This is a genomic window from Sporolactobacillus sp. CQH2019 (assembly GCF_028765345.1).
Classification (GTDB): domain Bacteria; phylum Bacillota; class Bacilli; order Bacillales; family Sporolactobacillaceae; genus Sporolactobacillus.
In genome coordinates this window covers 15,020-28,120 of record NZ_JARAJZ010000015.1, presented here as the reverse complement: position 1 = coordinate 28,120, position 13,101 = coordinate 15,020, and the positions used below count along the sequence as shown (strand labels likewise).

General features: G+C 46.2%; 12 protein-coding genes. 9 read left to right on the top strand and 3 right to left on the bottom strand.

Going from position 1 to position 13,101, the window contains the following annotated elements; all coding sequences use genetic code 11:
* Positions 1-239 precede the first annotated feature (239 nt).
* The 3 genes from OYT88_RS17615 to OYT88_RS17605 are packed head-to-tail and all read right to left on the bottom strand — an operon-like array spanning position 240 to position 2,172.
* Positions 240-1,172: a sensor domain-containing diguanylate cyclase gene (locus OYT88_RS17615; RefSeq protein WP_274401671.1), complete on the bottom strand. Its 933-nt coding sequence runs from the start codon at positions 1,170-1,172 to the stop codon at positions 240-242.
* A 5-nt stretch (positions 1,173-1,177) separates the two neighbouring features.
* Positions 1,178-1,804, bottom strand: coding sequence for a chemotaxis protein CheC (locus tag OYT88_RS17610; RefSeq protein WP_274401670.1), 627 nt, complete (start codon positions 1,802-1,804; stop codon positions 1,178-1,180).
* Positions 1,801-2,172, bottom strand: coding sequence for a response regulator (locus tag OYT88_RS17605; RefSeq protein WP_274401669.1), 372 nt, complete (start codon positions 2,170-2,172; stop codon positions 1,801-1,803). The genes OYT88_RS17610 and OYT88_RS17605 overlap by 4 nt, the downstream gene beginning before the upstream one ends.
* A gap of 1,410 nt (positions 2,173-3,582) precedes the next feature.
* On the opposite strand from OYT88_RS17605, the gene OYT88_RS17600 reads away from it, so the two are divergent.
* The 9 genes from OYT88_RS17600 (at position 3,583) to OYT88_RS17560 (ending at position 12,943) form a co-directional block, all read left to right on the top strand.
* Positions 3,583-4,770: an acyltransferase gene (locus tag OYT88_RS17600; protein ID WP_274401668.1), complete on the top strand. Its 1,188-nt coding sequence runs from the start codon at positions 3,583-3,585 to the stop codon at positions 4,768-4,770.
* A gap of 19 nt (positions 4,771-4,789) precedes the next feature.
* A complete protein-coding gene (locus OYT88_RS17595; RefSeq protein ID WP_274401667.1) occupies positions 4,790-6,331 on the top strand; it encodes an AMP-binding protein in 1,542 nt (513 codons plus the stop codon).
* A 34-nt stretch (positions 6,332-6,365) separates the two neighbouring features.
* Positions 6,366-7,319, top strand: a complete 954-nt coding sequence (locus OYT88_RS17590; protein WP_274401666.1) for a sulfonate ABC transporter substrate-binding protein — start codon at positions 6,366-6,368, stop codon at positions 7,317-7,319.
* Positions 7,320-7,333: 14 nt separating this feature from the next.
* Positions 7,334-8,101, top strand: a complete 768-nt coding sequence (locus OYT88_RS17585; RefSeq protein WP_274401665.1) for an ABC transporter permease subunit — start codon at positions 7,334-7,336, stop codon at positions 8,099-8,101.
* Between the two features lie 63 nt (positions 8,102-8,164).
* Positions 8,165-8,923, top strand: coding sequence for an ABC transporter ATP-binding protein (locus OYT88_RS17580; protein ID WP_274401664.1), 759 nt, complete (start codon positions 8,165-8,167; stop codon positions 8,921-8,923).
* A gap of 206 nt (positions 8,924-9,129) precedes the next feature.
* Entirely contained in the window at positions 9,130-9,294 is a 165-nt protein-coding gene (locus OYT88_RS17575) for a hypothetical protein (protein WP_274401663.1), read from the top strand.
* Between the two features lie 9 nt (positions 9,295-9,303).
* Positions 9,304-10,248 (top strand): polyprenyl synthetase family protein, encoded by a 945-nt coding sequence (locus tag OYT88_RS17570; RefSeq protein ID WP_274401662.1) that lies wholly within the window; start codon positions 9,304-9,306, stop codon positions 10,246-10,248.
* 6 nt (positions 10,249-10,254) lie between these two features.
* On the top strand, positions 10,255-12,369 hold the full coding sequence (locus OYT88_RS17565) for a sensor histidine kinase (protein WP_274401661.1): 2,115 nt from the start codon (positions 10,255-10,257) through the stop codon (positions 12,367-12,369).
* Positions 12,341-12,943 (top strand): response regulator transcription factor, encoded by a 603-nt coding sequence (locus tag OYT88_RS17560; RefSeq protein ID WP_274401660.1) that lies wholly within the window; start codon positions 12,341-12,343, stop codon positions 12,941-12,943. Before OYT88_RS17565 ends, OYT88_RS17560 begins: the two co-directional genes overlap by 29 nt.
* Positions 12,944-13,101 lie beyond the last annotated feature (158 nt).

The window sequence follows — 13,101 nt, the reverse complement described above, 5'->3', positions numbered from 1 at the left end:
ACTTCTTTCAATCACGTACTTAATCTTTTCACTCAAAGCGGTATCCGCATTTATTATTAATGCCATGACAGCGTCTTTCTGTCAACTTGGCGAAGCCCTTAAAACCACCGGATTCCATAAAAAAAGATCGGCATCTTTTATAACGGGCCGATCTTTTTTAGAAATTCAATTTTAAATCAGTCAAAGCTGTCATTGATTGGGCGGACAAAGATTATCCGGCCGTGCATTTTTTTCCGGCCTTACAGATGTTTCTTCATTTCCATTCTCGATCTGTGTTTCTGTATGTACATGAGCCCATCGGCTTTTGCAACCAGTTCCTCGATCGTAGTTCCGTCGTTCGGATAAAAACTTGCTCCGATACTCAGAGACAGGCCGATTGTATGTCCGTCCTGAATAATTTTCTTTTTTTTAAGTGCGTCGATCCGCCCGGCAATCTGCCGATAATCTTCAAAACTCTGAAGATCGGGGAGAAGAATCAGGAATTCGTCGCCTCCGTATCGGCAGACGATATCGCTCTTTCTCGTCGATTCCGTCAGGAAAGCCGCGACCCGCATCATGATTTTATCGCCCATGTGGTGGCCGTACGTATCATTGATGAGCTTGAATTCATTGACATCCACAAACATCAGACCCAGCATGCTTTTCGTTCTCTTTGCCAGGTTCAGGTACTTGTCGGCAAATTTTTCAAAAAGGGCACGGTTTGCCACCCCGGTCAATGTATCATAATAGGCCAGTTTTTCAATGACCTTCTCTTTTTGTTTCAGCTCACTGTTCAGCCGTGAGAGCTGCCTGACAAAATCCCGCAGCTGGCTGATCCGGTGAAACTGATTCGTTACATCAATGAATTCAAGTAAAAGGGCAGTCTGCTCTCCGTCGATGACCCGATTCATTTTCATATTCACCTTATGCGTGTCACTGATCATCCGTCGATGCATCGCGGCCGAGAAGAACGCCGGACTGCCGCCCCCGAGGACCCTGTCCACAGCCTGATGAAAGAAGGGTTTATCCAGATTGGGAAGCACGTTATCCACATTCAACCCGAGGGCATCCTCCTGTTTCCTGCCGGTCAGTTCCTCCATGAACGGGTTCCAATAGGCAATGGTCCGATCCGTGGTCATGATCACGATGCCCTCGTTTATACAGCTCAATATGCTCGGCAAAAAAGAATCCATTTCAATCATCTTCCGTTAAACAGTCTATCAATGGTTTGTACGATGTCCTCCAGAGATTTTAATGTCATATTGATCACAATGGCACCCTCGATCTCCGTACCTTCAATATTAAAAGTTATGTACAGCATTAAAACGAGATGATAATCGCATCCGCCGACAAAAAGTTCCGCACTCGCTCCATTAAGGACTTTTACTTCGGGCAGCGAGTACCGCACAGGAATATTAACCGTATTGCTCAGCTCGCCAATGATCGCATTCAGAACAATATTTCCGATTTCTTTAATCGTGTCAAAATCTATATCCGTAAATTCCATATCCCCGGCTTCTTCGTACTCCTCATGAAGGCACAGGCTGATGAAACAATGCATTTTATCGGCAGGAAAAATCAGACTGATTTTTCCTTCGAGCTGGTCGTCGAAAGTAATGGAAGAAACCATGACCGCTCCTTCGGCGACATTGTGAAGAAACCGGTCCAGCTCACTTTTCCCCTGCTCAATATCGAGGATCTTGACATCAGGAACATTCAAGACAATTTTCTTGTCAATAATATCGGACAGCGTTGCCGCTGCATGCCCGACGCCGACATTGAACAATTCTTTCAGAATGTCTTCCTTGCTCACTTGATCGCTCACCGGGCATCATTCCTTATGATGTCGCATATCTTTTTCGCCTTCTCTTCATCCAAAGGTTTGTTGATAAAAGACAGGACACCCATTTTTTCAACAACATCCCGTACGCGTTTCTGTACGTCCGCCGAGATGACGAAAATCCTGGCATCAATATCCAGCTGTTTGATTTTTTCAATTAAATCTCCACCGCGAAGTTTCGGCATCAGCAAATCGACAATGGTATAATCCGGGGATCCCTCTCTGAATTTTTCCAAACCTTCTTCGCCGTTGCCGGCAAATTCAAACTCCGCATCATCGAGAAATTGTTTAATTAAAGATGACGTTATTCTTTGTGAAAATCTGGAATCATCAACAATCAATATTTTTGTCATCCCTCATCCTCTCCCCTTCCGCAACTGCCGGCACATTCCATAAAACTTGATATCCACCGCAACGATTTACAAGGCTATGTACTGACGTCCGGCTGCAATCGCTTCCGGACAGATTTCCTGTGGTGCGTTTATCGTTTTCTGTTATTTTACCAGGTGAAAGAAACATGTGTTGTCATCACCGTAAAGCGGGACTTTTTGCTCACAAAAAATGCATGAAAAAGCGAAAATTTCTATTCTATTATACGAGAAATGTTAGAAGAAAGACAGGTTTATTTCCATTTTCGCTACTGACTGCCGGAAGAAAGCGCAAACAGCCGATTTATCCGTAAAAGCATCAATTTACGCGAATAAAATACTTATTTATGACGATATACTCGCAATTTCTGCCAATAGGAGCACCCGGTCCATCCGGAAAGCCCTCAAGTCCTGTACACAGATCCATTTTCAATCTGCTTAAGCCAATAGTCACAGCAGATTGGTAAAAGATACTTTCGTCGCGGTAATTATTTCCTTTGCTTTTTTCCCATAAAGAAAAGGTATCACGTTTTCAAGCCCGTGATACCTTCATGTTTTATGTTTGTCTATAATACAAAAAAGCGGCAGCACAAAACACCGCCTTTTCATTCTTTTATTTTCAATGACGATCTCTTTGGTTCATCCGGATATGAGTTTTCAAACACGATAAATTGAAGGATGTTGGGGAGATATTCCTCGAGTCAGGGGTGATTTTTCGCATTTAAAGCGCTAATCTTTGAGTTCAAGGCGGATAGGAACAGGCTTCACCTGCCGGCTGGCGAGGATACGGTCAAGTGAAGCATCATTGAGACGACAGGGAGATCGGTCTTTAGCGGCTCCGGATTAAATCTCGCCTCTGAAATGTCTGGGCTGAGACGTCCAGGCGCCGCTTTTGCACATGATGAGGACTCCCTGCCTTTTCGCTGCTTCTCTGATCAGCACCAGTTCCTGACACATCGCACGAGACAAGAGCCCTTTTTCGATATTTGTTTTTATAAAAAAATATAAGGCCGTGAGATATTTGACTGAAAAACTGTCATAAGACGACAACGTCATGAACTTTCACCTCTATTTATGAAGTTTTTTCCTTTTACAGCATCGGCACAGGATTTCCGGACGGCATGTTTTTAAAATGCTCAAGCAGCGTTCACCGAATCCGCCCTCTAAAATTCCCCTCTTTGTTAAATATCAATATACTAGAATTTTACTTAGATTAAATCCGTATTTACCGCAAAAAAGGCAAAAAATTATTCATTTTTGGAGCGGGCACCGGAATCGGAACATCCTTCCGCTGCATTCTTTAATTTAAAATTAAGATTCATCACATAGTATGGAGATTGTAAACGGATTACAAATGTCAGAAACACTGGGAATTTAAGGAGGCCTTCTCTCTTCTTGAAGAAAAAGCATTTATATGAAATTGACTTTATGCGGACGTTTATCATGTTTGGAGTCATTTCGGTACATACCGTTTCGACATATAACGGCTATTTGTCAGATGGACGTATGGGATCCGTGCTGTTCTCCGCCTTTCACGCATCCATTGAGGTCACGCGGATGGCCTTCATGTTCATTACCGGATTCGTTCTGTTCTTTGTGTACTACAGACGTGATTTTCATGTTCTTAATTTCTGGAAGAAACGTTTCACATTGGTTGGTATTCCGTATTTATTTTGGAATCTCTTTTACCTTTTTTTCATTAAAGATGTTTATTCGCCCGGACTCTTTTCTTCTTTCAAAACGTTTATGACTCTCCTCTGGGAATCGCTGAGCCGCGGTAATTTATTTTATATCTATTATGTATTAGTGACGCTTCAATTTTACTTGGTCTTCCCGATTATGCTTTTCGTTCTCCGTAAATTTGAGAAACGTCATCCTCAGATTTTTGTTTGGAGCGCCCTCCTGCAGCTGCTTATCATGTCGCTGATTACTTTTGCAGTCCCGAAGCTGGACACAGCCGATTGGCCTTATCTTCTCGTTCACAGCGGATCACTGATGCTGCCCTATGTATGCTATTTTGCTGCGGGGGGCGTTGCGGCCTGCCACTATCAGGCGATCGGTGAATTTATAGACAGGCATATCCGATTAATGGTCATTTTGTTCGCGGCCGGTTTTTTCATCATGTCCGGCCACTATATCCTGGTGCGCACGTTTCTTCAATACAGCTATTCAATGGCAATTTCCGTTCAGCAGCCCATTTATCTTCCTTATGCGATGCTGTATATCGGGCTGGTCATGTTTCTGGGACGCATATGGGACAGGCATCGAAAGAAAAGGGGCGAGGGATTGTTTAATCGCTTCATCCAAATCGCTTCGAAGGCGTCATTCGGCACATTTCTTATTCAACCAATCCCGATTTATGTCGTCAGTCAGCTTATTGTGCCCCGTCTGACAGGGCATCCGTGGCTGTTTTACCTGTCGTTGCCGATGGCTGTTTTGTTCGTTTATTTTTCGTCCATGCTGCTCGCCGTCTGTTTCCTAAAAACCCCGGTTCTTTCCTATTGCATCGGGGTGCGTTCAAAATTATTCCAACGGTTTAAAAAGCTCAAAAAGATAGAAGCCACGGAAAATCCGCAATCTTAACTTTCAGGGAGTTGATTTTTTGTCCGAACTAATCGATCACTTAAAACAGGTTCTTCAGTCACTGGACCGGCCTCTGATCCAGGAAAACGAATGCTGGAACTCGACGGAGGATCTGCAATCCGACATAGAGCATGTCAGACTGATTCTGCAGCAGGCCGGCATCCGAAAGGGCGATAGGGTGCTGCTGGGACTGCCGAATTCTTATCGCTTTATAGCGATTTATTTTGCAATCCTGTCGGCCGGAGCAGTTGCTGTCCCGATCAATCCGCGGATGCCTGTTTCCGAATTGCAGACATTTCTGAGACGCTGCTGTCCGGCCGGCGGATTCCTGACTGAGAAACAGTCGGCCGGATTGATTGAACCGTACACATCTCAGAAGGTTTTAACTGCACGACTGATATTAAAAGAATCAAAACTGAACTATTTGAAATGGAAACATAGAGATCGGACTGAACAGAGACTTTTGACTGAAAGCCCGGAACCGCTGGAAAATGATCCGGCCGTTCTTCTTTATACTTCAGGAACAACGGGACGTCCAAAAGCCGTGGGATTATCGCACGGCCAGATCTATGCAGCAGCCCAAAATATCATTTGGGCGCACCGACTGACCAGCAAGGATATTGTTTATAGTTTTCTGCCGCTTTTTCACATTAACGCACAGGTTGTCGGACTGATTTCCCCTTGCCTTTCAGGCGGAAAACTGATTATCGCTCCTAAATTCAGCGCCTCCAGATTCTGGAACGTTGTCAACGGGCAGCATGTCACGTGGGTATCGGCAGTTCCGGCGGTCCTTTCGATACTGCTGCACACCGGCGCACCCGATCACATCTCCTCCGGTTTAAGATTCGTGCGCTCGGCATCGGCACCATTGCCGCTGCTCCACGCTCAACAGTTTGAAAAGAAATTCGGCGTGCCGGTGATCGAGTCCTACGGGATGACTGAAGCCGCCAGTCAGATCTGTGTCAACCCCCTTCCTCCTGAAAAAAGGGTACTCGGTTCGGTCGGCCTGCCGGTCGGACTCTCTTTGCAAATTGTCGACGAACAAGATCACGTCCTGCCGTCCCGGGAAACGGGAGAAATCGTGATCCGCGGGAAAAATGTTATCACGCATTACGTCGAGGCGGATAATCAGGACGACTTTCGAAATGGCTGGTTCCATACGGGCGATATCGGTTATGTAAATGAAGAAGGTTATGTTTTTATCATCGGCCGGAAAAAAGAATTAATCAATCGCGGCGGTGAGAAGATCAGCCCTTACGAAGTGGAAGAAGCTATCCGGCAGCTGCCTGAAGTGAAGCAAGTGGCGGTGATCGGCCTTCAGGACCCGCTGTACGGAGAAAAAGTGGTCGCTTATGCAGTCCCCGGTCCGGGACGTGCGACGGAGCATCTCGCTGAGAAGATACTCGATCATTGCCGGCAGACATTGTCCGATTACAAATGCCCGGCCGGCGTTGAAATCGTCGATCGGATTCCGACCGGTCCGACAGGAAAGATCCAGAGAAGCCTGCTTAAGAAACAAATAATCGCAGGCAGAGAAATCATTCAAGAAAAAAGTCTCTAAAATTCAGCTACCTTAACTACGGAGATGATTATTGATGATAAAGCACGCAAAATTCAAACGCATGTTTGTTCTTCTTCTGTCGGTTGCTTTGCTGCTGGCCGGATGCAGCTCGGCTCAGCAGAAGACAAATCAGGGGGTCATCCGGATCGGTTACCAGAAAGGCGACGAGTTTAACATTGCCAAAATTAACGGATCATTGGCAAAAGCTCTGAAACAAAAAGGATATACAGTTCAATGGACCGAGTTTCAGGACGGGACGTCGCTGCTGGAAGCTCTTAATGCCGGAAGCATTGACTATGGAAGAACAGGAAACACCCCACCGGTTGTTGAACAGGCTTCGGGGGCAAATATCGTTTATGTCGGAGCAGGGGCGTCAAAATATGAGGGAAGCGGCATCTTAGTCAAAAAGAATTCTTCAATAAAATCTTTAAGCGATTTAAAGGGCAAAAAGATTGCCTTTTCAAAGGGATCCAGTTCACAGTATTTGCTGGTTAAAGGCCTCGAAAAAGTTGGGCTGTCGATGAAAGACGTCACTCCGGTGTATATGCAGCCGGCTGATGCAAGTGTCGCTTTTGGAAAAGGAAATGTCGATGCCTGGGTTGTGTGGGATCCGTTCACGGCTTCAGCACAGACCAATGAAAACGCAAAACTGCTGGTAGACGGACAGGGACTCACGACGGACCGTGATTTCTTTATCGCTAAGCGCAGTTTTGCAAAAAGCCATCAGGCAGTGACGGCGCTCATTCTGAATGAAGTGGAACAGTCCATGGTGTGGGCAAACAAACACCACGATGCACTGATTTCAAAACTGGCAAGCACTTTGAAAATGGATCGTGCTTCAATCACTCTCGCTGTCAACAGACGCGTTTACGGTGTCGGCAAAATAACGAATCAGATTCTTGACGAGCAGCAGTCGATTGCCGACCAATTTTACCAGTTAAAACTGATTCCGAAAAAAATAGATGTGCATCAGGCGATTCTGAAATAAAGGGGGTGACAAATATGGAGTTCATTGAGAAAAAATGGATCAGGCGTCTCCTGCCCGGCGTCCTGCCGGTATTTGTACTCCTTTTATGGGAATTTCTGAGCATCGGAGGGATCATCTCGCCGACGACATTACCCGCACCGACGGATGTGGTGAAAACAGGCATCGTAATGATCGGAACAGGCGAACTGACCGGCAGTCTTCTAATCAGTCTGTACCGCGCCGTTGCCGGATTTCTAATCGGCGGCTCCATCGGTTTCCTGTTGGGCGTTCTGAACGGATTTTTCAAGCTGTCCGATCTTTTTCTCGATACATCCGTCCAGATGTTAAGAAACATTCCTCACCTGGCACTGATTCCGCTTGTGATTCTTTGGTTCGGCATCGGTGAGACTTCCAAGGTGTTTCTCGTTGCGCTGGGTGCGTTATTTCCCATTTATATCAACACGTACCATGGCATTCGATCTGTGGACAAAGATCTGATCGAAATGGGAAAAAGTTACGGATTAAGCGGCGCCTCCCTTTTCTTTAACGTGGTCTTCCCGGGCGCCCTGTCCTCCATCCTCGTGGGGGTACGCTATGCGCTCGGTGTTATGTGGACGACATTGATTGTTGCCGAAACGATTGCCTCGAATTCAGGCATCGGCTATCTTTCGATGAATGCCAGAGAATTTATGCAGCTGGACGTCATCGTTTTGTGCATTCTGATCTATGCTCTTTTAGGCAAGGCATCCGATCTTATTGCCAAATTTTTTGAAAATAGATGGCTGCGCTGGAACCGGTCCTAAAAGTCCTGATTGCTCCAATCGTATAGAAAAAAGTATGATGCAGGAAAATTGAGGAGAGCAAACATGAAAAAAAGCGAAAACTTTTTACAATTAAATCATATCGCAAAATCATATCAGGATCTGAAAGTTCTGGAAGACGTGACACTCCGGGTAAAAAGGGGGGAATTCATTGCTATTATCGGGAAAAGCGGATGTGGGAAAACCACCCTTCTCAGACTGATCGCCGGTCTGGAAACTGCCACAGGAGGATCGATCATTCAGGACGATGTCCCTCTACAGGGGATCAATCGATCCGCTCGCGTCATGTTTCAAAACGGCCGGCTGCTCCCATGGAAAAAGGTCATTGATAATGTCGGCGTCGGATTAAAAGGAGAATGGAAGGACGCAGCCCGGAAAATGTTGCGTCACGTCGGCCTTGAAGAATGGTCGGACCAATATCCGGCCAAACTGTCGGGAGGGCAGAAGCAGCGAGTGGCCCTCGTCAGGGCCCTGGTTCATCAGCCGGATCTTTTGCTTCTCGATGAACCGCTGAGTGCTCTGGATGCACTGACCAGACTGGATATGCAGGACCTTGTCGAATCCATATGGGAAGCGCAGCGCCTGACGGCGATACTCGTCACTCATGACGTTGAGGAAGCGGTCAGACTGGCGGACCGTGTAATTTTACTGGAAAAAGGCCGAATCAGTCTTGATATTCCTATTGATCTGATCCGTCCGCGGAAAAGATTCAATCCGAAATTTGGCAGATACGTCGAAGAAATACTCGCAAAAATTATCCATCCGAACCAGCTCGCGGATTCCAGTATCCATCTAACCCAATAGTTTCTCTGATTCAGGCAATCCGTCTTAAGGCTTAATCAAAATAGCTGCCAAAACGGCATCCTGGGTTCTTCTCATTGCAGAGCCCGGATGCCTTTGATTTTAAAATCGTCAAAAATATTATTTTTTTTGGTAGAAAAAAAGGAAAAACAGCAAATGATGTTGAATTTTGAAATGTACTTAATATTACAAATTGGAGGTAATGTTGTATGAATCAGAAGCTTTGGGACATGATTCAACTGTTTTCGGGAAAGGAAGTCATCGGAGCGAACGAAATGGCCCTTGCGAGACAAAGTCTGGATGCCGATGTATTTCAAGTCTTTAAGGAACAGGTTGAGAAGGGAATCATTACGAAGACTCTTACTTGGATATGAGTATGTAAAATGGATATCAAAAAAGAAATACGACGGTTTCTTCTCGATTATTTGAAAAACAGTGAATGGGACAGTGAAACATGCAATCTGATTTCTTCCCTTTTGCACGGTGAAGGGAAGATTTTTCATGAGCCGGCGCTTTTTACCTGGGGTGAATTCTCTTTCTATATCTCCTCCGTTTTTTGCGAGGACGCCGCGGTTCATGACGAACAGGCCGCCTGTGCGGCTACCGTTGAGCTGCTGATCCTTGCCACAGATATCATTGATGAACTGGCGGATGGCGACATGGAAAGTCCGGTGCTGTCCAAGCTGACGCCGCAGCGAACGCTGACTTTATCAAGCATGCTTTTAATGGAGTCCCTTTACTTGATCTTAAAATACTCGGCAGCGGATCGGCTCGGAAAGTTAAGCTGTGTGATCCGGAATCTGAGGACGGCTTCCATCGGCCAATGGAGAGATCTGTCTTTCAGAATCACCGAAAACGTACCTTCGGAACGCGATTATTTTTCCTTGATTGAACAAAAATCGGTCTCCTTATTACGGCTTGTTTTCGAAGTGAATGCGATTGAGAACGTGCCGGCCTGGGAGAACATCGCGAGGTACATCGGATTCTCCGGCCAGTTAAGAAACGATGCCGCCGATATTCTGCGCGATGCGAAAAGCGATTTGACCAACCGCAAGGCGACGCTGCCGCTGATCAAGGCCGTCGAATTCAGCAAGCAAAAGGATAATGGATGGCTATTCGATCAGCTGAAGCTTCTCGGCACCTCCCGGGACGGCAGCCGGCTGCGGCAGGATATCAGAGACTATATAAAAAAAACAGGCGCCATTGATTATTGTCTGATCCTTTCGAAGGTCTATCTGAACAGGGCCGTTCAATTGATTAAGAATTGTGGCGAAACACAGCGCGATAAGACACGGATCCAGCAATTAATAGACTACCTGGAGGGGTGACCGTGAATGATGAAAAAAACGGTCCCGATTCTTCTTTTATTTATCTTCGTCATCGTCAATCTCTACTGTCTGGGCCGCGTGTTAACCGATTACACGCTGCTCCGTCTCTTATCACAAGTTTCTTCAATTGGCTACTACTATTCGCTGCTGTTTCTCGGACTTGTGTTTGTCGGCACTGGCCTCGTCTGCTTCTTAATCAAACCGGATTCAGTCGTTACCCGCCATTTTTTTTACCTTATGTACACTTCAGGACTTGCTATTTCTGTTTCAATTGCTTCGAGCATCGATGTATCGCCCGCTAAAGAAATTGAAGTGATCGCCTCGAGCTTTGCGCCTTATTTTCTGATGCGCTTCTTTGAATTTTTTCCATCGTCTACGAAGCCGCGGTTCTTTCAATATATCCGGAAGGTCGCCTGGCTGCTGGCAACGATGATCAATATCGTATTTTTTGACACTTATCCCGACCGTTTAAGTAGGAGTCCCGAGCTGCTCCAATTCATCCGAACCGTCGTCATTGCCAATGTCTGTATTTCTTTGATCGCCTGCATCTGCCTGACCTATCTGCATCTGAAGAAAAACTCTTCCAAAATAAAAAATCAGCTGTCTATTTTGATTGCCAGTCTGATCATATCTTTTTTACCGCTTATCTTTTTAAGCCTGATTCCAGAAATTCTCCATCTTGCAAGCGTTCCTTTTTTCTTCAGCCTGCTGAGCATCGTCCTGTTTCCGATAACCCTGGCTTACCTGTTAACCAAGCAGGAAATCATCGACATAAAGATGAGCCTGAAACCGATTGTTTTCGAAATACTGGCTGTGCTGTTTTCTTTGATTTCCGTTAATGGTATATTCTTCCTGATCTATCCCCGGACTCCCGGATCCTTTTATCGGTTAAACGGATTAATGCTGGCCGTTCTTGCGGTCTATAATCTCATCAAGAAAATCATCAAGCCGTTGGTCAAAAAGGAATGGACCAGCAAAGAGCACGATATCGAGAGAGAAAAAAAGATCATCCTGCAGCAGATTCTGAACGGCCAGCATCTGACTTCCTGCGGGCGGCTGATTATCCGCCTGATTCATCAGACGGTTGATATCAACGGCGCCTGCCTGATCTGGAAGAACAATCAAACACCGCGGATCATTTATAAAAGCGGGATCTTTGCGGACGGCTCTCTCGCCGATGAATGCATGCAGTATCTGGATCATAAAAGAAATGAGCATCGCTCCGAAACGATGAACTGCCATGTTTTTCCTCTGGACGGCGATCAGGGCAATAAGGGATGGATGATCATCGGACAAAAGACTAATGCGACGCGGCTGGATCGAAACGAGCGCCTGCTGCTTGAGAAAATACAGTCCGATGCGATAGAATTGCTGACGAGTACGGAAGCCCTTTCCGGATTAGACAGGGAATTAAGAGAGACGCAAAACCGTTCTCTGTCGCAGGAACAGTTTAATCGTGCGCTGCTGATCAACAGCGAAGAAGAAAAACGGAAACTATCGATTTATTTGCATGATGAAGTGCTTCAGAATGTGATCCTGATGGCCAATAAGGTCGAAGCCATGCATGATGAGCAGATGATCGAAGATAAGGCGTACTTTGAAATGAAAGAAATTTTTATGAACGGCATTTACGAGATCAGGGAGATGTCCCGTGAACTGCATCCGTTCATGGTTGAAGATCTGGGATTGGAGCAGAGCTTGCAGGCATTGAAGCGCAAACTGCAGAATAACTATAATGTCGTCATTCAGACGGCATATGATCTCAGCCTAAAGGTTATATCGAAACGACTGGCCGTCCAGGTTTATCGGATGATTAAAGAACTCTTATATAATGCGATCAAGCATTCATCCTCCCCTTTTGTTTCTCTGTCGCTGAAGAGTCTGGATCACACTTTAATTGTAAACGTTAAAGATAAGGGGAAGGGATTTAAATTACCGGCGGGCCTGTCCAGCCTGACCCAGGAGAACCACATTGGGTTAATCACTGTGCAAAAAAGGGTGGATCAGCTGGGCGGCCGGTTTGACATTGCATCAGAGGAGGGCAAGGGCACTTCAGTTACCATTACTCTTCCGCTGGAACGGAGTGATGAATTTGAGTATCAACGTACTGCTGGTCGATGACCACGTATTAATGCTGATGGGACTGAAAGAAATTCTGGAGAAGGAACCCGACCTGCACGTCGTCGCTACGCTGTCCGATCCGTCGGCTCTTGAAAGCGCAATCAGGCTGCGGAATCCCGACGTGATCGTGCTCGATGTCCGGATGAAAACAGAAAACGGGATTGAACTGGCCAAAATTGTCAGGAAAGAATTTCCCGCTTTAAAAATCGTCATCCTGTCGGGCTACAATTACGATGAATATATTGACGCCGCCAAACAGGCGGGAGCAGATGCCTATGTCACTAAAGAGAAATCAAATACGGAACTGATCACCGCGATCAGACAGGCCTGCCGCGGACAGCGGACTTTCCCTTATCAGCATCGGGAGCAGGCAGGGGAGGCACTGACCGCCAAGGAACGGGAAATCCTGGGGCAGATTGCCGCCGACAAGACCAACGCCGAAATCAGCGAAGAACTGTCGATCAGCAAGCGGACGGTCGAATATCACATTGCTTCTATTATGCGTAAGCTGGACGCCGATTCCAGGGTGGGCGCCGTCGTCAACGGGATTAAGAAAGGGCTGCTCAATGTCTGACTTTTGGAAAGAACCCGGTCCAGAATCTGTGAACAATCGCTATCATCCCCGGGGATCTCCAAAAATATTTCCCCCAAGAATCCGTTTATCCGAGCGCAGTTAGAACGAAACAGGCTTTTCACCTTATCCATTTGTCCCTTCCTCAAACGCCGCAGCCT